Consider the following 19,393-nt stretch of genomic DNA (forward strand, 5'->3'; position numbering starts at 1 on the left):
AAAAGAGTTCATTTAAAAAATCAAAACTGCACAAAGTGGATAAAGATCTGGAAAAAACGGATAGAGGCTCAGGCCTAATCGCGGTTCAATCAGTTAAAAGCTGATTGATTGGAGGATTGAGCAATGACCTCATCTAATTTAAAACAATGGAATGATTTTGTAGATGGATGTATCGACTTCCGTCCTAACGATGGCGTGTTTCGTATTGCACGTAATATGTTTACCGAGCCTGAACTATTTGACTTGGAAATGGAACTTATTTTTGAAAAGGTTTGGATTTATGCATGTCATGAAAGTGAGATTCCAAACAATCATGATTTCCTAACCGTTCAAATTGGCCGCCAACCGATCATTGTAAGCCGTGATGGTAAAGGCGAACTACATGCCATGGTTAATGCTTGTGAGCATCGTGGAGCGACCTTAACACGCGTTGCTAAAGGCAACCAGTCAACCTTTACATGTCCGTTCCATGCTTGGTGTTATAAGTCAGATGGCCGCTTGGTGAAAGTCAAAGCACCTAGTGAATATTGCGAAGATTTTGATAAATCAAGCCGTGGCTTAAAACAAGGCCGTATTGCCAGCTACCGTGGTTTCGTATTTGTAAGCCTCGATACTCAAGCAATAGATTCTCTAGAAGACTTTTTAGGTGATGCAAAACTGTTTCTTGATTTAATGGTTAACCAGTCCCCAACCGGTGAACTCGAAGTACTTCAAGGCAAGTCATCTTATACTTTTGCAGGTAACTGGAAGCTACAAAATGAAAATGGCTTAGATGGTTACCATGTCAGTACCGTTCACTATAACTACGTCTCTACAGTCCAACATCGCCAACAAGTCAATGCATCAAAAGGTGAAGAACTCGATACGCTTGACTATAGCAAGTTAGGTGCCGGTGACTCAGAAACTGACGATGGCTGGTTTAGCTTCAAAAATGGCCATAGCGTATTGTTTAGTGACATGCCGAACCCAACTGTTCGTCCGGGTTACAGTACAGTTATGCCATATATGGTCGAAAAATATGGCGACAAATATGCTGAGTGGGCAATGCACCGTTTAAGAAACTTGAACTTGTACCCTAGCCTATTTTTTATGGATCAAATTAGCTCTCAGCTTCGTATTGTTCGCCCTGTGGCATGGAATAAAACTGAAGTCATCAGCCAATGTATTGGGGTTAAAGGTGAATCTGCTGAAGCACGCCGTAACCGTATTCGTCAGTTTGAAGATTTCTTTAATGTGTCGGGCCTTGGTACACCAGACGATTTAGTTGAATTCCGTGAACAGCAAAAAGGTTTCCAAGCACGTCTTGAACGTTGGAGCGATATTTCGCGTGGTTGTCAGTCTTGGGAATATGGCGCGACCAAAAACTCGCAAGACTTAGGCATTCAACCCGTCATTACTGGCCGTGAATTTACCCATGAAGGACTCTATGTAAACCAGCATGGACATTGGCAACGTCTCATGCTTGATGGCTTAAATAAGAAAGCATTGAAAATGCAAGATATTACTTTTGAAAACAATGCCGTAATGGATGAGGTGTAACCATGTCACAAGAACTACATTTTGCTGTATCTCAGTTTTTGTACAAAAAAGCAGAGCTTTGTGATGCTTATGACTGGGATGCCTATCTAGAGCTTTACGATGAAGATAGTGAATATCATATTCCACAGTGGATTGATGACCATAACTATGTTCAAGATCCAAATCAGGGTTTGTCTTATATTTATTATGCAGACCGTACAGGACTTGAAGACCGTGTATTCCGTATTCGTACAGGTAAAGCAGCATCTGCTACTCCGTTACCACGTACTTTGCATAGCATGAATAACATTCGAGTTAAAACATTGGATGATGGATTAATTGAAGCAAAAGTTGCATGGCAAACGCTCTATAACCGTCAAGGTTTAGAAGGCTGTTTTTACGGACACGCTACTTATCTTTTACGCCAAACAGCAGATGGTTTCCGCATTCGTCGTCAGCATAGCATTTTGCTGAATGACAAAATTGATTCCGTTTTAGACTTCTATCACGTTTAAGGGGAATGAAAATGGGACATTCAGTTGCACTTAATTTTGCCGATGGCAAAACCTTTTTCATTTCGGTAAATAACGACGAATTGCTGCTTGATGCAGCAGTTCGCCAAGGAATTAACCTCCCGCTAGACTGCCGTGAAGGTGTTTGTGGTACCTGTCAGGGACAGTGTGAAACCGGTATTTATGAACAAGAATATGTTGATGAAGATGCATTAAGTGAACGTGATTTGGCTGAGCGTAAAATGTTAGCTTGCCAGACGCTTGTAAAATCCGATGCAGCTTTTTATTTCGATCATGATTCTGCTATCTGTAACGCTGGTGATACTTTAAAAATTGAAACCAAAGTGACGGCGGTTGAGCTGGTTTCTGAAACAACAGCAATCTTACATCTTGATGCAAGCAGTCATACTGAACAACTTCAGTTTTTACCGGGTCAATATGCTCGTTTGCAAATTCCAGATACTGAAGATTGGCGTTCTTATTCTTTTGCAAATAGACCAAATGCAACCAATCAATTGCAATTTTTAATTCGTCTATTGCCAGATGGTGTTATGAGTAATTACTTGCGTGATCGCTGTAAAGTTGGACAGACCCTACTCATCGAAGCGCCACTTGGTAGTTTCTACTTACGTGAAGTAGAACGACCACTGGTTTTTGTGGCGGGTGGAACAGGTTTATCAGCTTTCTTGGGAATGCTAGATAACTTGGTGGATCAACCGAACTCACCTGCCGTTCAGTTGTATTACGGCGTAAATAATGAAACCGACTTGTGTGAACAACAACGTTTACATGCCTATGCTGAACAGCTACCCAACTTTAGTTATCACCCGATTGTGACTAAGGCAACGGAAGCTTGGCAAGGTAAAGCAGGCTATATTCACGAGCACTTAAATAAAGATCAACTGGCTGAGCAGGCTTTTGATATGTATTTATGTGGCCCACCACCAATGATTGAAGCCGTTAAAAATTGGTTAGATGAGCAAGCTCTGCAAAACTACCGTATTTACAGCGAGAAGTTTTTACAGAGCAATACATCACGTTGAAGTATAAAATAATTTAAAAACCACTAAACCTGAAATCATTCAATATACTCTTATAAGGGGTATATTGAATTTTTGCATTTAAATTAAAAGTTTTTATATATCAATAACATAAAATAATTAATTCCGACAAAATAAATTGACCAGCTCACTCGGATTTGCTATAAATTTTGATAGATCTTAAGGAATAAGGTCATGATGAGATTAACTTATAGCACCTTTTATATCCCCCTATTCTATTTCTCGAATTTACTAAATTGATGGACAAAATCCGATGTAAAAATTTGAGAAAATCACATTAATTAGCGGCTAAATTGGTCTGTATTTTGCTTATATCTCATTGTAATTTGCGAGTAACTTAATTTTTTAAGTGCCGTATTTACTTGCTGTGCAGCGAAGTTTTAAAGCTTTTACAACACAAGTAAGTACAGGAGTGAGCCAAAAGGGATAAATATGAACCAAGCCAACTCCCCAGAACTCAGTGGGCGTCATTTTCAAAATGAGTCTATCTTTACCAATCATAATCTGGTGTTTGATCACCACGATTTAAGCGAAACTTGCCGAAATGTCGGGCAAATTTTTAAACCACATGATCTTAAAATCTCTCAGCAGAAGCGAGATTTCAGTGCAACCATGCACCATGTTAAAACAGGCGCATTGTCTATTAGTCGCTTGGAATATGGTGCGGATGTCATTATTGAACCAGATCATCTGGATAGCTTTTACCTAATTCAAATTCCAACTCAAGGCTACGCAGAAATCGAATTTGGTTCACAAAAGTTTATTTCTTATTCTCAAGTTGCTTCTCTTATTTCTCCTCAGCAATCTTTACGTATGCGCTGGCATGCAAACTCACCACAGCTCATTCTAAAAGTTTCAAAAGATGATTTTACTTACCATTGCCGTCAACACATTGCCGATTCAGAAAATAACTTACTCATTTTTGACCCTAAATTAGACTTTTCTACACAAAGTGGAGCCTATTTTTTACAGCTCGTTAGAACATTGATGGATGCTTTAGCATGTGATCAGCACCCGCTTCATCATCCTTTAGCCTTTAAACAATTTGAGTCAAATTTGTTTAATGCACTCATTTATGGTCAACCCAATAATGCATTGCATAAGCTTGAACAATATAAAGAAAAAACCGTCTCTCCTTATTTTGTGAAGCGTACAGAAGCCTACATAAAAGAACATTTACATGAGCCGCTTAACGTCGAAATTCTGGCTGAACATGCAGGCGTGAGTGTGAGAACCCTATTTACCGGTTTTAAAAATTATTTGGGGACAACCCCAATGTCTTATCTAAAGGAATTACGCTTTGAACAAGCTCATTTAGAACTCATGCATAATGAAAATCTATCGGTCACAGACGTTGCATTTAAATGGGGATTTACTCACTTAGGCCGTTTTTCTCAAGAATATAAACGCCGCTATGGGGAATTACCTTCGTCTACTCGTCGATCTGGTCACAGTGAAGGTTCAGGCTTAATTACTTCAATTTTTTCTTAAACTAAAATAGACGAAAGCCTTTTATATTGATTGATATAAAAGGCTTTTTTTATAATTTAAAAATGATGGACATAACGAACTTGTAGTCGTGTTCCCTCTGGGCGGTTTTCAGCATCTTGCTCAAAATAAACATTTGCAACCAAGTGATCATTTTTAGAAAAACTATACATCGCACCCGGACCAATTGCCCAAACTTGTTCACGTCGACCTTTGACTTTTTCACCATCGACTTCGGTATCAGTGACTTGTTTTAGCCAATAACCATTCAGTCCTAAGCGAAACTGTTCAGTAATAGCATAGTCCGTTGCAAAGTTTGCATGAATTGCTTGCCCAGCTTGCATATCATTTGCTCCAGCAAAAGCATAGCTTGGGTCATCATTTTTAAAGTTATAGAGATAATGGATGCGTGTTGAAGCTGTCCACTTTGGATTGAACCAATATGTTGCTGCCCAATAGGGATCAAACGAAACAGCGTTATTACTCGGGTTAATATCTTTTTGCTGGTCGTATTCCCCAGTAGGTAAATTCACCTGAAACTCAAAACGATGTACAAACTTAGGCCCTTGTGCACCCATGACTGGATCGAACTGAATAAAAGGTCCGATCATAATGTCTCCAAAGCCGCTTTGGGCTTTAATAGCAGCATTATTCAAGCCATCATCCATGACCATTTTACTGACAAAAGGAATTAAAAAATTCATGCCTAGACTGGCTTTATCTTTTACTCGGACATTCGATAAATAACTAATCTGTTCAACCAGTACTTGATAATTTAAATCTGTTTTAGGTAAACCTAATTTTTGTCCATTGGCATCGACCAGTTTATTACTATCGTAATTTTGAAAGTAAGTTTGAGCATACCAGCCAGGCCCTGCGGGTAAACCGCCATCGAGAAAGCTGGTCATACCTAAATTTACGGTCGGTAAATCATAGGCATGAGAAACTAATGGCAAACCCAACAATGTCCCAGCTAAAAAGCCATGTTTAATTAAAGTGCTTTTCATCTTCTTATTTCCTATAAAAAAATCACGACCGGATTGATCGTGATTGTGGTGAATTAATGTGTTAATTCTGGATGCTCAGCGGCAATCCGATACTTTCCTGCGTGGAATACCAATGGTTCACCTTGGCGTTGTTGGTATTGTTCAATCTGACCAATAAAAATCAGGTGATCTCCACCCTCATACTGATTTACATTACGGCAAACCAAGGTTGCGAGTGCATCGGATAAAATTGGAACGCCTGCATTGCATTGTTGATGGGCAATGCCTGCAAATTTGTCTTCAGCACCTCGAGCAAAATGTCCAGAAAGCTGATGATGTTCTTGTGCCAACATGTGAATGGCAAAATATTCAGCTTCTACAAAATCAGACAAACTTGGCGCTGTTTTTGAAAGACTCCACAAAATTAATGGTGGGTCTAAAGACAGCGACGAAAATGAATTGGCTGTCATGCCTATTTTCCGACCATCTTTACCACGAGTTGTAATCACGGTAACCCCAGTTGCAAACTGCCCAAGCAAGTTACGAATTTCTCTTGGGTTTTCAGCATTAATCGCTTGTAAAACTAAAGTTTCAATTGTGTCCATTTTTCATATCTCCTTTTGACTATGGCCTAGGCTACTTTTGCTGCGGTTTTTGAAGCCAAGAATGCTTGAGCTTGATCTGCGTCAAACCACCAAGGGGCAAAAGAGCGCGGGTCATCAAAGTTATTGGCCATAATTGAAGCAATGCTTTGGTTTTGGCTTGCGGCTGCTAATAGTTCAACCACATGCGGTTGCGGCGGTACTAACAGGCTATTGGTCCAAGCCACCACTTTTTCTGCATAAGCCCAATAACGTTCAAAAGTTTGAACCATCCATTGTTCGCTAAAGCTTTGATTATCATTGGCTAAAATGGCATTGAAATAGATCTTGCTACACTTAGCAGCGTTGTTTGAGCCTTGACCAGTAATCGGGTCATTGACCACTAAAGCATCTGCCATACCAAAAATTTTCTTGCCAGACGGTAAGGTTAAAACGGGTTTACGTACTGTCGGCGGGAAACGCCCTGCCAAGTATCCGCCTGCATCGGTCAACTCAACATTTGTGCAGCGTTCATATTCCCAAGGCACAAATTTTTTGAGTAAGTCCAAACTGCACTGCAAATGCTGTTCAGGTGTTTTGACATCTTGCCAGCAGTCCATTGGCCCATTGGGAATTCCTTCAAACACCATAATGTCGCAAGGACCATTGATGGTCAGTGCCGGAAAAGAAAAGTACTCACCGACTTCGGGAATAATGTTAAAAGTCACGCGAGAGTATGGTGAAATTGGCTTCATATTTTTGACATAGGTCAATGCCAAAGCACGTCGAGGCTTATCAAAAACACTACGTGCATCATCACGCTCAAACTGTTTAACAACCTCACCTTTACCAGCAGCGAGTAATACAAGCTCATAGTCGTTTGCAAGTTGTTCTAACTCTTCTATTCCCACATCCTGAATCACCAATTGACCGCCACGGCGTTCAAACTCTTCCATCCAATATGGCATTTTAACGCGTTGATCGACCGATTGAGCGTAGCGCTCAAGACGAGCACTCCATTCAAATGCTTTACCACCATTTTCAGGGTTAACTAAAGCCAGCCCAATGCCTTCTACCGCTGGACATTGTTCTTCCCAGAAATTTAGTCCTAAGTCACGTTCAGTTTGTAAAGCGGTATGAAACATACACTGGCTTGACATGACTTTACCTTGACGGATTTCATCGGCAGTTCGGTTGGTGATCATGGTTACGTCGTAACCTGTATCTAATAACCCCAAACCAAGCTGTAAACCAGACTGTCCTGCTCCAACAATTGCAATACGGCGCATAATATTCTCCATAATTTTCTAAATGTGCTTTTAAAACGCTGTGCTATTCGGCTAAACGCGGAATAGCAGGCTGTGATCCTTCAGGGCCCATCACTGAATAGCCACCGTCGACCGCATAATCAGCTCCGGTGACAAAACTCGCAGCGGGTGACAATAAAAACAAAACCACGTTGGCGACTTCTTCGGGATGTCCCAATCGGCCTAGCAAGTGATAATCGGCTGCCACGCTATCGGCTTTTTCACGGCTATTACCGCTGACTTCTGCAATGACACGAGACCATGTCCAACCCGGAGAAACCGAATTGACGCGAATACCATCGGCAGCAAAATCCATTGCCATGCTTTGTGTGAGTTGACGTATTGCAGCTTTAGAGACTGGATATAACCAGCGTCCTGTTTGTGCCACTTTGGCTGAAATGGAAGTAAAGTTAACAATTGAACCTTGCTGCTTTTTTAGGTCATGGTATAAAGCACGGCTCAGCTCAACTGTAGAGACCAAATTAAGATCTAGTGCTTGTAACCAGTCCTGACGTGAAGATTTAAAACCATCATCTAAGTAGGTACATGCCAAATTCACCAAGTAATTCACTTCACCTAAATGTTGGTGAATATTTGCAACAGCTTGTTGAATAGCCGCATCGCTGGTTAAATCGGTTTGAATAAACATCACATCATGGTTAAAGCTTTCTGCAATCGCCTTGCCTTTGGCATCAATATCTAAAATAGCAACATGAGCACCCGCACTCACCAAAGCTTGTACAACAGCTTTACCAATGAGTGTTGCTCCGCCGCTCACCACAGCGACTTTTCCTTTTAAATCTATATTCATTGTAGATACTCCTTAATTTATTGGCTTGCCTTCGCTACTTGACCAAGATGGCATCAACGTATTGGAAGGAAGATCTTCATCAAGAAGTTTTCGTGCTGTCTCGACACCTGCAACTGGTAAGCCTGTTGGATCTAATAAACCAATTTGAACAAGTACAGATGCTTGGTCCCAGTAAATATGCTCATGGCACAACTTTGCCCCTCTAAACTGGATCACACCTAACATTGGAATCTCGACGTATTTACCGGTTGGTTTTACACCGGGTAATAACCAGTCAATTTCAGCGTCGTGGGTAAAGCTCATAATGAACTCGTCTACTACTTGCGTTGAGCCAACCGTACGAGAGATCGAGGTGATCTTCATATCTTTCGGGTTTTGGTGAACAAAATGATATTGATAAAAACGAGCAAGCTGGCTTTGGCCTACACCACCAGTTAACGTTGGAATATGGTTGACATAAGGTTCTGCAACCATTGTTGCCATGGTTGCTGGCACATCACGCGTATCAAACTCATGACGAATATGCTCTTCCCATAAGGCAACTAGGTCGTATTTCGGTCCAATCGTGTCATGTAGAGCTGTTACTGTACGCTCGTGGGCAAAACGTGCTGAAGGTTTGTGATAATGATTGCTTTTTTGGCGTGCAAAAGCATGATCAACACCTTCATAAACATAAGCTTGTACATTTGAATATTGGTTAGCTGCATCAACAATCGCTTGTCTCGCATCTGGCGGTGTAAATTGGTCCAGTTCTGCAATATGTAAAACCAAACGTCCTTTTATGTTGGCTAACTCATCTAACGATTTTTCAATGCCTACACCGTAATAACCTACAGCACATGCCACATCAGGAAGTCGGCAGCCTGCCAGATAAGCAAGCTTTCCACCCAAACAGTACCCCACCACACCGAGGCCTGTAGAGGTGTCACATTCTGGTCGAGTCTTTAAAAAAGCTAAGCTGTCCTGAATATCTTCAACCCCAAGATTTTCATCATATTGCTGATAAAGCTCGAAAGCCTTTTGAAAATCTTCTGGTGTATAACCCAGTTCTATATTAGGTGCTACACGCCAAAATAAATCAGGAACTAAAACGGTATAGCCTTCTTCTGCAAGAAATTCTGCTTTTTCTCGCATGGCCGCATTAACCCCAAAGATTTCCTGACAAAGCACCACTCCAGGTCCTTTTTCTGTTTCTGGTGTCGCTAGATATGCACTGAACTGCTTTCCAGATGCTGTTTTAATTTGAACGGTTTGACCAGCCATAGTGTCAACTCCTGACATTGTTATGGCTTTATCTTCTATCCGAATATTTTTTTAGACTGTCCAAAAGCTGCAAGCACTATCCAATCTCTGCGCAATTATCAAAATCAATCAAACTGGATAAAACCCTAAGAATAAGAAAACCAATAAATTTCATAGCTTTAAATAAAAAAATTAAATTAATGCTTTTTATCTAATTTGGAAAAAATGGATGAAGATTAGGACTTATTGGATAGTGACGATTGGCTAAAAATAGTTCAATCAAGTCATGTAATTCGTTTGATTACATAAAAAAAGCCCAGTCATTTTCTAAATTAAGGCGTTTATTTATGCATCGACCATGGCCAATTTACGGACAACAAAAAACATTAATGCTCATCAATATTTTATGTTGTAGTGCATTTTCTACTCAGGCTTATTCAGCGGATGAAGAATGGAAATTTACATTAAAAAATGCATATATAGACAGAAACTATGACAATCCAGATGTAAAAGACACAGGTAGCTGGTCGCAATCAGTTTCTCTATTTTACAACTCAAATATGCATTATACGCCGTTAGAAATTGGTGGAACCCGGATTCAAATTGGCGCAAATGCTTCAGCACAGTATGCGGTTCGTTTAAGCCAAGATAAACATGTTGCAGATACGGTATTACCTTTTGATAAAGCCACGCAGTCACAAGCACCTGATTATCTAAAATATGGCGCGACCTTAAAGTTAGGCTATAACAAGACACTACTCAGCATTGGTGAACTATGGCTGGATTTACCCGTAACCACAGTAGATGCAAGTCGGCAACTCCTGACGTCTTATTGGGGAGCTAATCTTAAGAGCCAGCTAAACGATAAGCTTTTCGCAGAAATTGGCCGTATTGAAAAAGTATCACCGCGAAATGAAGAAGACTTTCATCGATTTTCTTTTACTTCAAAAGGTGTGACTGGTTACTCCGACGGCCTTAACTATATAGATTTTCGCTATCAATTTACGCCTACGCTGAAGGGTGAATATTACTTTGGAAATATGGAGGATTTATATAACAAACATTATGTCGGCGTTGACCACCTATGGAAAAATTCTAATTTTTCAGTTAATTCAAAATTCAAATATTTCAATGCTAAAGATAATGGAAATCTATTTGACATCGACGCACAAAATATAGGGTTACTAGAAACGCTTAAAGTAAAAAATCACAGCTTTGGTGTGGGTTATCAGCAAATTATTGGTGAGTCTGCTTATCCGTTACCAGATGGTTTCTTGCCTGAAACTTATTTCATTAACTGGAACACGACTGGTTTCTTCAAACAAGATGAAAAGTCTTATCACTTCATTTATGGCTATGACTTTAAAGATCATGTGCCGGGCCTAAATACCACTTTGAAGTATGTATACGGCGATCACTTCAAAACAGCAGATGGCTTAAAAAACAAAGAAAGTGAAGCAAACGTTATTGTCAATTATGCCCTTCAACAGCCTTTTCTCAAAGGTTTAGCTCTTCAGTACATCTTCATCAATTACGACGTTAAGCATGGAAATGATTTCTCCGAAAACCGTTTCTTCGTCAATTACAGCAAAAAATTTTAATGAATAAGGAATACGTATGAAAACGATAGATGCAAACACGATTATCAATCGCGAAAAACTGTCTCCATTACAATGGATGGTTTTTATCCTAGGCTTTTTTGTCTTCTTTTGTGACGGCCTAGACACAGGAGTTATTGGTTTTATCGCCCCCGCATTACTCGATGATTGGGGAATTACCAAGCCTCAACTTGCCCCAGTTTTAAGTGCTGCTTTAGTCGGCATGTCGATTGGTGCAATTATTTCAGGACCCTTAGCCGATAAGTTTGGCCGTAAAGGCGTTATTGTTTTTACAAGCCTTTTGTTCTCAATATTTACGATTTTGTGTGGCTTTGCCAATTCAACCCAAGACTTAATGATTTATCGTTTTATTACAGGTATTGGTTTAGGCGCAGCCATGCCAAACATCAGTACGATTGTCTCTGAATATATGCCTGTAAAACGCAAAGCATTCCTTACAGGTCTTGCTGGCTGTGGGTTTATGCTGGGTATTTCCTGTGGTGGTGTGCTGTCAGCTTATCTATTAGAAAGCTATGGCTGGGCTAAGGTTATTATTATTGGCGGAAGTATTCCGCTCATTTTAGTGGTTGCTCTATTGCTTAAATTGCCTGAATCAACTCAATACTTAATTACACGTCATCAACAAGACAAAGCTCAACGTATTTTAGAAAATATTCAAGGTCATTCTTTTCAAGAACCTGTAAAACTTGTTTTAACTCAAGCAGAAAATGTCTCAGATGAAAATCCAGTTAAAGTGGTTCTAGGAAAATATCTATGGGGTTCAAGCATGCTTTGGCTCTGCTGCTTTACTAGTCTATTGGTGTTCTATCTTTTAACCAGCTGGATGCCAACAATTTTAAAAACAGCAGGTTTCAGTACCCAACAGTTTAGTTTAATTGCCGCGATTTTCCCTTTTGGTGGAGTGATTGGTGCAACCATTATGGGATGGTACATGGATAAACTAAACCCAACTACAGTGATTAAATATTCATATCTGATTGCTTTCGCCCTATTTATTGTGGCAGGTCTAGTAAGCTCAAATATTTTCTTGTTAGGTCTTACTATCTTCTTAATTGGTGCTTTACTCGCTGGTGCACAGTCTTCATTACTGCCGCTTGCAGCTATATTCTATCCAGCGGTCTGTCGTGCGGTTGGCGTTTCATGGATGCATGGTATTGGTCGTATCGGTGCAATTTTAGGCGCTTTCTTTGGATCGCTCATTTTCACTTTTAACCTAAGCTTAAGCGGTATTTTCTTTATTCTAGCAATACCAACCTTCATCTCATTTATTGCACTTAGTCTCAAAGTGATTTATGAGAAATCTAAAAACAAACAAGTGTTAAAGCTTGAAGAAAGTCTATAAATATTAATCTATAAATAAAAAACTGATTTAGTTGCCTAAATCAGTTTCTTATTTCGAAAGTTAAATATCAGAAAATTTTACCTTTGGTCTCACTTGGATTTTCACCAAATTCTTCACGATATTCTTGAGAAAAACGACTTAAATGGTTAAAGCCCCAGTCATAGGCAAGCTTTGAAATAGAAACCTTTCTATCTGCTCCTGTAGTGCTCAAAATCTTATAAATTTGTTGAAGACGATATTTTTTCAAATATGACATTGGACTGGTACCGTAGTACTGTTGAAATTCGTCATACAATTTTGATTTTGAAACCCCAGCCAGACGCTGCAAGTCTTCTGCACAGATTTCTTCATGAGCATGTTCAATAATAAAATTACGAACCTTACGGATATAAGCTGGCTCATCTTGATGTGAGAGTGACTTTAAGGCTTCAGAGTAGTTGTTTTCTTGAGATAATAGTAAGGCTTTAATTACAAAATTTTCATAGTCTTCAGATAACATCTGCAAACCATAAAAATTACTATATTGCGATTTTAGCTGTAAAAAATTCTGAATATTCTTCCACCATGCACCAATCAGTTGCTCCGAGTCCAGATGCATTTCAGGGTTAAAAATGATAGGCGTTTCTATAGGTTTATTCAGTAGATCGGCAAGAACAATCTGCATACTTCGTTCAGGAATAACCACCTGAAATTTTCTGCAATCTTTATCAATAATCAAATCTTGTTGATCATTATTTGAAACAATTAGGCCTCTGTTTTCATCAGATTGATAATGTGCACCACGAATGTTGAGAGCTTGTCGCCCCTGTATAGGTAAACTAATGCTATAAGCTTTTAAATTTGAGATGTTAATGGCAACGTTTGCACCATAACTGATTGTGCCGATTGCCATTTTTTTATTGGGCAAACGCATTCCGTCATAGTGAAAATCGAGAGTATCTTTGTAAATTGTATCTAGACGGTGTTCCCCACAAATTGTGGACATCAAATTCTGCGCAAATTCAGCTTTGCGTGAATAATGATTGAGTTCCATCTGTTGGCTGAGTGATATCATATCCTTTTCACCTAGCTAAATAACTTATTGCTAAAAAAGCAACTTGTATGCCAATTAATATCCTTTAATTGACGAGTTTTCCTGAAAAGTATCGAATCAAGAAAGAGAGTAAAGATTACTTTCTCATACTCTATTAAATTTTAAAAATGGAAATAAGTTAAATACCTTAAAAGTATAATTTCATACCTTAACAAACTTATTTTATTAGATTTTTATCAAAAATATCTTAGGGATAAATCATAATCTTGAACAGTAGACTATGATAAATTTTAACGAATAAAAAAACCGCCTATTTAAAATAAGCGGCTTTGTAAAATACTTAACTTATTGGGCGGTATAACCACCATCCATAACCACAGCTTGACCTGTTACTCCACCCGCTTTACTACTTGCAAGGAAAATTGCATAGTCAGCAATTTCTTCAACAGATAACAAACGTTTTTGAGGAACCATTGCCAAAATCACATCTTCAAGTGCGCTATCTAAACTTACATTACGGGTTTTAGCCAAATCTGCAATTTGCCCACGAACCAATGGTGTATCTACATAACCCGGGCATAGAGCATTTACCGTAATACCGTCACGTGCACATTCTAATGCTGCAACTTTTGTTAGGCCAATTACGCCATGTTTAGCGCTGTTATAACCTGCCTTTCCAGCGAATCCAATCAAGCCATTAATTGAGGCCATATTAATAATACGACCATATTTTTGAGCTTTCATGATTGGAAAAACATGTTTAATACCAATAAACGCCCCAGTTAACATGACTTGAACTAGCTTTTGAAAAACTGCCGTTGGAAACTCTTCAATAGATGAAACGTGTTGGAAACCAGCATTATTAATTAAGATATCAACCGTACCAAAGGTCTTTTGAGTCAGCTCAATTGCTTGTTTATAAGCATCTTCATCAGTTACATCACATGGTGCCGATAATGCATCAAAACCTTGTTCTTTAAGTGAGTTCGCCGTTTCTTGACACTTTTCAGCATTCATATCAGAAATGACAACTTTGGCACCTTCTTGAGCAAATTTCTTAGCAATCTCTAGACCGATACCACTTGCAGAACCTGTAATAAAAGCGACCTTACCGTCTAAAAGTTTTGTCATTTATTTACTCCTTAATACTTATAACGTGCTGATTTAAACAATACCCGTTACGGTAAAGACCGTAATGACCACAAATACCGCTAACGTTTTAATTACCGTGACTGCAAAAATATCTTTATACGATTGTTTATGGGTTAAACCTGTAACAGCAAGTAAAGTAATAACAGCACCATTATGCGGAAGTGTATCCATACCACCCGATGCCATCGCAACCACACGGTGCATGACTTCTGGTGGAATACCCGCAGCTAAAATCGCGGCGTTATATTGTTCAGCCATCGCACTTAAAGCTATACTCATACCACCAGAAGCCGAACCGGTAATACCTGCTAAAACGGTTGTGGTCACAGCCCCATTGACTAATGGATTTGTGAAGGTACTACTCATTGCATGGCTAATCAGAGCAAAGCCCGGTAATGACGCAATAATTGCACCGAAACCATACTCAGAAGCCGTATTCATCACTGCTAAAAGTGAGCCGCCAATACTGGCATTAATGCCCTCTTTGAAGTTCGTCACTACACGTTGATAATCAAATAAAATTGCAGAAATAATCCCGACAATCAGCGCAAGACCTACCGCCCAGATCGCACCGGTTTTTGCAACATCTACGGTGTAATCCGCTAGACCAACTGAGGCAAAATCAAAACCATTTGGATACCACTCTTTGATTGCTTTAGACAAATATTTGTTCATTACAGCAACAAGAATAAGAGGTACAAATGCTAAGAACTGACGTGCCGTACTTCCATTATTTTGCAAGTTCATATCGGCTTCAATTTCTTGAGACGGCGTATGGTCTACACCAAAACCAGAATACCCTTCGCCTGCTTTTGCAGCAGCTCGGCGACGCCATTCTAAGTAAGCCAAACCCATGCATAGAACAAAGATAGCACCGATAATTCCTAGAAATGGTGCAGCATAAATATTGGTGCCAAAGAATGTAGTTGGAATTACGTTTTGAATTTGTGGCGTACCTGGTAATGCATCCATGGTAAATGTAAATGCACCGAGCGCGATGGTTCCCGGAATTAAACGTTTTGGAATATTCGCTTGTCTAAAAAGCTGGTTTGCAAAAGGATAAATGGCAAATACAGCAACAAATAAACTTACACCGCTATATGTTAAAATTGCACCTAACAATACAACGGTTAAAATTGCTTTTTTTGCTCCAATCCATCTCACAATAGTTCGTGCAATAGACTCAGCAATTCCTGACATCTCAACGACTTTACCGAAAATTGCCCCGAGTAAAAATACAAGAAAGTAATCTTTAATAAAGTTCACCATTTTGGGCATAAATACACCCGAATAAAACGGTAAGACATTGGCAGGGTTAATGAGAAGAACAGCAAGTAAGGCACAAATTGGTGCCATTAGAATGACAGAAAAGCCCTTGTAAGCTGTATACATTAACAGCCCAAGTGAAAGTAGAATTACAAATAATTCCCACATATATTCCTTCTCCCTAAAGAATAGATATTAGGTTCAATAAAATTACCAAAAGATATTTAGGTTATCCCAAACCTATAATGATAAAAATCACAATATCCATGTGTGGTAATAGGTAAATGAGCTTAAAAATAAAATATCACTAAAATATTTAAAAACAATGCAATTTATTTAAATTTTAAAATACCAATAAAATACAATAACTTACTTTATTTAGGTGGTAAAATACCATCATTTAAAAGCCTTTATTTTTTAATAAAACTTATTAATTCTTGAGTAAATTAAATTAATATCTCTATATTATTTAATAAAGACAATTAAATAATATATTTTTTAAATTAATTTGATAAATATAATTCATCTTATTCTTTTGAAATATTGCGCAGATAATTTTTTATCTTTATTTGAATAAAGCAATTTGAAGCTTAATCATCAAAAGATTAGAACAGGAATATAGAGTCGTGTTTTTAATATTCTCATCTTTACTCGAAAACGGCGCTTGTTTATTAAAGATAACTTCTACTTCTGTCACTAGAGTTAGACAATGTAATGAATACTATTACATGTCTACTGATAGAATTTATAATTTAGACTTTTCACTAGTATATAAGTTATGAATAAAAGAAATATTTTGTTCACTCTTCAAACTGGATTGATCATCCTACTTAATGGATGTACCGATACTTCTCTGGCTCAAAATAAGGTTATTGTTCCAAAAATTGGTTACTCTGGTAATGCTGATAATGAAAGCTATAGTGAGGCACAAATCAAGATTGAAGGCTCTTGTGTTTATTTAATGAATACAAATGATCGAGTGATTCCTATTTTTGCAACTAAAGATGCTCATTGGAATAGCAATAAGTATCTTTTAATTGTTGACTCAAAAGAATATAAAGATGGTGACACGATTGCTTATGGCAGCGGAGAAGCTTATCCCGTTAATTTGAACAACTACAAATGGATAATTAAACCTGATACTACATGTGATTTAAGTAAAGGCGTTATTATCAATCAATTTATAGAACCTCTTACTAAAAACTAAAGAAAAAAGCCCCTATATGAAAATTCAAATCTTAGCCTCTTTAACTGCTTTTAGCCTAACATCTTGCATGGTAAAGCCTACTATAACTAACCATGAAGAGGTTTCTATTCAACCGATACTTATTACAAGCAATACGAAAAGTAATATTTCAATGATGGCTTCAGCACATGGAAAGCTTATAGCAGATAAAAATGGATGTATCAGACTGGGCGATGAAAAAGGTCCGTTGATTATTTGGCCTTATGGCAGCAAATTTATAAAGTGGTATCTATATTTCTTTAACACATTTTAGTGAAGCTGCCTTTAAGTCGTTATCAGCTTTATAAATCATATTTGAAGTAGAGGCACTTAAAATTGTTCTAGCTTCGAGTATATCTTTGTTAAGAAACTTAACTTCTAAAACCATACCATTTTGAAGATAAATTATATTATTAAAATACTTAACTTTATTGAATACTACATGTCCACTAGTATCGTCGCAAAGTATTCCATTACCATCTGCGTCAAGTTTTATGGTTGATATGCTTGGGCCGATTGAAATCGTCCATACCCCTGACACTAAAGGTATAGAAGGCTGTATTTCGCTAAATTTATTATTAGTCATTTGGGTAGTTGGGCTTACACATCCACTTAATGAAAAAATTAAGCTTAATGAAATTATCTTTTTCATGAAATTACTCCTTTTAATTATGACTAAAACTTAACAGTTCAGAAAATAAAAAACTATCAGTTCATATAGCGCCCTACCCCATACACACTAGACCTGATTGAACCAATATGAGATGTTTGATATGCATCAATACCTACAATAGAGACCACAAAAGATTTCACGACCCTCATAGTGATTTTCTTTACCTTATCTTCTACTTATTTAGCCACACCAAGACTAGAACTAATCGGCTTATCCTTTTCAAGCCCATATACATCTCTGCAAACTTTAATATTTAATTGATATCCATATTCCGGAAACAAAACTAAAAATTAGATAAATAAATGCAGCAATAATTATGGAAAAAAGGACTATGATGACTCCGTTAGTGATATGGTCTCCATTGGTACCATTCTCAGTGTTTTCCTTGGGATTAATTATCATTGGGGTATTTAAAGATTTTTTTGCCTCATAGAATCCCCAGCCTATACCCAGCAAAACAATTAGTACCACAAAACCAACTCCAATATCATAAATAACTTCCTCAGCAGCATATTTATCATTTGAAGCTGAAACACACTTTTCAAAGTATTTTTTTTCAATTTCAGACAGTGTGGAGATTGATTTTTGATCTTTAAACATATCTTTAAAACGGATATTGCATGTCTCAATAAATTCTTCTTTATCGTCAGTTCCATCTCCCTCGTAATTACTTGGACGTGAAATATATATTGAACTATGTGTAGTTGTAGCCATCTAATTACAGTAATTTATATACAAAATGATAGTTTAATTGATAGTAAAAAATATTCAATTTAGGCCTTACTCAAATGAATCAAAAACCAATGACAATGACATGTTCAAACCTTTCATATGATTTTTATAAAGCCTTATCTCAAAATAGTAAAAATTAATATATTCTTTTGGATACTTACTAACTAAATTATAAAAGTGCCGTTCACTCATTAAGGATGCGCATTTAATTTTTTGACGTCTAATTTTTAGCTTTATTCATCTTTTTATCTTTATGGGGGTGGACAAATTTATACTCTTTATTTTTAAAAATAGCATTTATTTAATTTAAATTATTCAATAGAATAACAATATAAAATCTTGATAAGAAAACAAAATATGATATGGATTAAATTTATAATATACCCTTTGGGGATGTTTGTACTGTGGCAAATTATTTTCATAATTACGCAACTCTCTTTAACATACCTAAATACGCCACAAGTCATTGTAGCTATACTTTCATTGATCATAAATTGCGGTATGCAAATTTTGATTGGTTATAAAATCCCTCAATTAGCACCAAAATATAAATTTGTAGCGAGTGCTACATACATTATTCTCTTCACCTTTTTGTTAGCAATCTATTCAACAACTATTTTATTAGAAGGCTTAAAAGTTGCTCCTCAAGCAATTTGGCTAGGTTATTTGTTTTTCCATGTAGTTGGAATGGCTCTATACTTTGCTAATAACACAGATGAGTTTTGTTGGGAAAATTTACTGAAGTAGCTCAGCCTATTGTCCCCTGCTTTATTTTTATTTTTTTGTCAAAAAAACATCATATTAGACAAATTTTCGTATAAATTACCCTTCTAGATGAGTTGGGC

General features: G+C 37.6%; 20 protein-coding genes. 8 read left to right on the forward strand and 12 right to left on the reverse strand.

The window, feature by feature from the left end; translation table 11 throughout:
* Positions 1 to 123: 123 nt before the first annotated feature.
* From antA to eutR, 4 genes are all read left to right on the forward strand, one after another.
* Positions 124 to 1,539, forward strand: a complete 1,416-nt coding sequence (gene antA / locus F928_RS13050) for an anthranilate 1,2-dioxygenase large subunit (protein ID WP_002113705.1) — start codon at positions 124 to 126, stop codon at positions 1,537 to 1,539.
* A gap of 2 nt (positions 1,540 to 1,541) precedes the next feature.
* Positions 1,542 to 2,033: an anthranilate 1,2-dioxygenase small subunit gene (gene antB, locus F928_RS13055; protein WP_002113729.1), complete on the forward strand. Its 492-nt coding sequence runs from the start codon at positions 1,542 to 1,544 to the stop codon at positions 2,031 to 2,033.
* Positions 2,034 to 2,038: 5 nt separating this feature from the next.
* Complete coding sequence (gene antC, locus F928_RS13060) at positions 2,039 to 3,073, forward strand: anthranilate 1,2-dioxygenase electron transfer component AntC (protein ID WP_005802222.1); 1,035 nt, start codon at positions 2,039 to 2,041, stop codon at positions 3,071 to 3,073.
* A gap of 450 nt (positions 3,074 to 3,523) precedes the next feature.
* Complete coding sequence (gene eutR, locus F928_RS13065; RefSeq protein ID WP_005076077.1) at positions 3,524 to 4,582, forward strand: AraC family transcriptional regulator; 1,059 nt, start codon at positions 3,524 to 3,526, stop codon at positions 4,580 to 4,582.
* Between the two features lie 56 nt (positions 4,583 to 4,638).
* Here eutR and F928_RS13070 read toward each other — a convergent pair whose 3' ends face one another.
* Genes F928_RS13070 through tcbE form a run of 5 tightly spaced genes read right to left on the reverse strand, consistent with a single transcriptional unit; the run spans position 4,639 to position 9,527 of the window.
* Positions 4,639 to 5,586, reverse strand: a complete 948-nt coding sequence (locus F928_RS13070; RefSeq protein WP_005076081.1) for a SphA family protein — start codon at positions 5,584 to 5,586, stop codon at positions 4,639 to 4,641.
* A 53-nt stretch (positions 5,587 to 5,639) separates the two neighbouring features.
* Positions 5,640 to 6,170: a flavin reductase family protein gene (locus tag F928_RS13075; RefSeq protein WP_002113783.1), complete on the reverse strand. Its 531-nt coding sequence runs from the start codon at positions 6,168 to 6,170 to the stop codon at positions 5,640 to 5,642.
* A 26-nt stretch (positions 6,171 to 6,196) separates the two neighbouring features.
* Complete coding sequence (locus tag F928_RS13080) at positions 6,197 to 7,435, reverse strand: styrene monooxygenase/indole monooxygenase family protein (protein WP_005076084.1); 1,239 nt, start codon at positions 7,433 to 7,435, stop codon at positions 6,197 to 6,199.
* A 43-nt stretch (positions 7,436 to 7,478) separates the two neighbouring features.
* Complete coding sequence (bacC, locus tag F928_RS13085) at positions 7,479 to 8,264, reverse strand: SDR family oxidoreductase (protein WP_002113827.1); 786 nt, start codon at positions 8,262 to 8,264, stop codon at positions 7,479 to 7,481.
* Positions 8,265 to 8,276: 12 nt separating this feature from the next.
* Positions 8,277 to 9,527 (reverse strand): dienelactone hydrolase family protein, encoded by a 1,251-nt coding sequence (gene tcbE, locus F928_RS13090; RefSeq protein WP_002113702.1) that lies wholly within the window; start codon positions 9,525 to 9,527, stop codon positions 8,277 to 8,279.
* 368 nt (positions 9,528 to 9,895) lie between these two features.
* Between tcbE and F928_RS13095 the strand changes: the two genes are divergently transcribed.
* Both F928_RS13095 and F928_RS13100 read left to right on the forward strand, forming a co-directional pair.
* A complete protein-coding gene (locus F928_RS13095; protein WP_151292289.1) occupies positions 9,896 to 11,107 on the forward strand; it encodes an OprD family outer membrane porin in 1,212 nt (403 codons plus the stop codon).
* 16 nt (positions 11,108 to 11,123) lie between these two features.
* Positions 11,124 to 12,467, forward strand: coding sequence for an MFS transporter (locus tag F928_RS13100; RefSeq protein ID WP_002113844.1), 1,344 nt, complete (start codon positions 11,124 to 11,126; stop codon positions 12,465 to 12,467).
* A gap of 67 nt (positions 12,468 to 12,534) precedes the next feature.
* On the opposite strand, the gene F928_RS13105 is transcribed toward F928_RS13100, so the two are convergent.
* The 4 genes from F928_RS13105 to F928_RS22030 form a co-directional block, all read right to left on the reverse strand.
* Positions 12,535 to 13,521 carry an AraC family transcriptional regulator gene (locus F928_RS13105; protein WP_005076090.1) on the reverse strand — a complete coding sequence of 329 codons (987 nt, stop codon included), beginning with the start codon at positions 13,519 to 13,521 and terminating at the stop codon, positions 12,535 to 12,537.
* A gap of 324 nt (positions 13,522 to 13,845) precedes the next feature.
* Positions 13,846 to 14,631, reverse strand: a complete 786-nt coding sequence (bdhA, locus tag F928_RS13110) for a 3-hydroxybutyrate dehydrogenase (protein WP_002113866.1) — start codon at positions 14,629 to 14,631, stop codon at positions 13,846 to 13,848.
* Positions 14,632 to 14,664: 33 nt separating this feature from the next.
* Positions 14,665 to 16,086: a GntP family permease gene (locus F928_RS13115; RefSeq protein WP_005076093.1), complete on the reverse strand. Its 1,422-nt coding sequence runs from the start codon at positions 16,084 to 16,086 to the stop codon at positions 14,665 to 14,667.
* A gap of 397 nt (positions 16,087 to 16,483) precedes the next feature.
* A complete protein-coding gene (locus F928_RS22030; protein ID WP_002113882.1) occupies positions 16,484 to 16,615 on the reverse strand; it encodes a hypothetical protein in 132 nt (43 codons plus the stop codon).
* Positions 16,616 to 16,696: 81 nt separating this feature from the next.
* Between F928_RS22030 and F928_RS13120 the strand changes: the two genes are divergently transcribed.
* Positions 16,697 to 17,125 carry a hypothetical protein gene (locus F928_RS13120; protein WP_002113545.1) on the forward strand — a complete coding sequence of 143 codons (429 nt, stop codon included), beginning with the start codon at positions 16,697 to 16,699 and terminating at the stop codon, positions 17,123 to 17,125.
* Between the two features lie 268 nt (positions 17,126 to 17,393).
* Here the strand turns inward: F928_RS13120 and F928_RS22765 are convergent, their stop codons facing one another.
* The 3 genes from F928_RS22765 to F928_RS13135 all read right to left on the reverse strand — a co-directional run bounded on the left by F928_RS22765 (position 17,394) and on the right by F928_RS13135 (position 18,416).
* Complete coding sequence (locus tag F928_RS22765) at positions 17,394 to 17,795, reverse strand: J517_1871 family lipoprotein (RefSeq protein ID WP_005069291.1); 402 nt, start codon at positions 17,793 to 17,795, stop codon at positions 17,394 to 17,396.
* A gap of 56 nt (positions 17,796 to 17,851) precedes the next feature.
* Positions 17,852 to 17,965, reverse strand: a complete 114-nt coding sequence (locus F928_RS22360; protein ID WP_103254438.1) for a hypothetical protein — start codon at positions 17,963 to 17,965, stop codon at positions 17,852 to 17,854.
* A 97-nt stretch (positions 17,966 to 18,062) separates the two neighbouring features.
* Entirely contained in the window at positions 18,063 to 18,416 is a 354-nt protein-coding gene (locus tag F928_RS13135) for a hypothetical protein (protein ID WP_078210417.1), read from the reverse strand.
* A 489-nt stretch (positions 18,417 to 18,905) separates the two neighbouring features.
* Here F928_RS13135 and F928_RS22520 point away from each other — a divergent pair, with 489 nt between their 5' ends.
* Positions 18,906 to 19,295 (forward strand): hypothetical protein, encoded by a 390-nt coding sequence (locus tag F928_RS22520; RefSeq protein WP_025465552.1) that lies wholly within the window; start codon positions 18,906 to 18,908, stop codon positions 19,293 to 19,295.
* Positions 19,296 to 19,393 lie beyond the last annotated feature (98 nt).

Source organism: Acinetobacter pittii ATCC 19004 = CIP 70.29, assembly GCF_000369045.1.
GTDB classification, from domain to species: domain Bacteria; phylum Pseudomonadota; class Gammaproteobacteria; order Pseudomonadales; family Moraxellaceae; genus Acinetobacter; species Acinetobacter pittii.

Coding starts and splice junctions, on each gene's coding strand:
- antA (WP_002113705.1), top strand. CDS start 124: ATGACCTCATCTAATTTAAAACAATGGAATGATTTTGTAGATGGATGT.
- antB (WP_002113729.1), top strand. CDS start 1,542: ATGTCACAAGAACTACATTTTGCTGTATCTCAGTTTTTGTACAAAAAA.
- antC (WP_005802222.1), top strand. CDS start 2,039: ATGAAAATGGGACATTCAGTTGCACTTAATTTTGCCGATGGCAAAACC.
- eutR (WP_005076077.1), top strand. CDS start 3,524: ATGAACCAAGCCAACTCCCCAGAACTCAGTGGGCGTCATTTTCAAAAT.
- F928_RS13070 (WP_005076081.1), bottom strand. CDS start 5,586: ATGAAAAGCACTTTAATTAAACATGGCTTTTTAGCTGGGACATTGTTG.
- F928_RS13075 (WP_002113783.1), bottom strand. CDS start 6,170: ATGGACACAATTGAAACTTTAGTTTTACAAGCGATTAATGCTGAAAAC.
- F928_RS13080 (WP_005076084.1), bottom strand. CDS start 7,435: ATGCGCCGTATTGCAATTGTTGGAGCAGGACAGTCTGGTTTACAGCTT.
- bacC (WP_002113827.1), bottom strand. CDS start 8,264: ATGAATATAGATTTAAAAGGAAAAGTCGCTGTGGTGAGCGGCGGAGCA.
- tcbE (WP_002113702.1), bottom strand. CDS start 9,527: ATGGCTGGTCAAACCGTTCAAATTAAAACAGCATCTGGAAAGCAGTTC.
- F928_RS13095 (WP_151292289.1), top strand. CDS start 9,896: ATGCTCATCAATATTTTATGTTGTAGTGCATTTTCTACTCAGGCTTAT.
- F928_RS13100 (WP_002113844.1), top strand. CDS start 11,124: ATGAAAACGATAGATGCAAACACGATTATCAATCGCGAAAAACTGTCT.
- F928_RS13105 (WP_005076090.1), bottom strand. CDS start 13,521: ATGATATCACTCAGCCAACAGATGGAACTCAATCATTATTCACGCAAA.
- bdhA (WP_002113866.1), bottom strand. CDS start 14,631: ATGACAAAACTTTTAGACGGTAAGGTCGCTTTTATTACAGGTTCTGCA.
- F928_RS13115 (WP_005076093.1), bottom strand. CDS start 16,086: ATGTGGGAATTATTTGTAATTCTACTTTCACTTGGGCTGTTAATGTAT.
- F928_RS13120 (WP_002113545.1), top strand. CDS start 16,697: ATGAATAAAAGAAATATTTTGTTCACTCTTCAAACTGGATTGATCATC.
- F928_RS22765 (WP_005069291.1), bottom strand. CDS start 17,795: ATGAAAAAGATAATTTCATTAAGCTTAATTTTTTCATTAAGTGGATGT.
- F928_RS22360 (WP_103254438.1), bottom strand. CDS start 17,965: ATGAGGGTCGTGAAATCTTTTGTGGTCTCTATTGTAGGTATTGATGCA.
- F928_RS13135 (WP_078210417.1), bottom strand. CDS start 18,416: ATGTTTAAAGATCAAAAATCAATCTCCACACTGTCTGAAATTGAAAAA.
- F928_RS22520 (WP_025465552.1), top strand. CDS start 18,906: ATGATATGGATTAAATTTATAATATACCCTTTGGGGATGTTTGTACTG.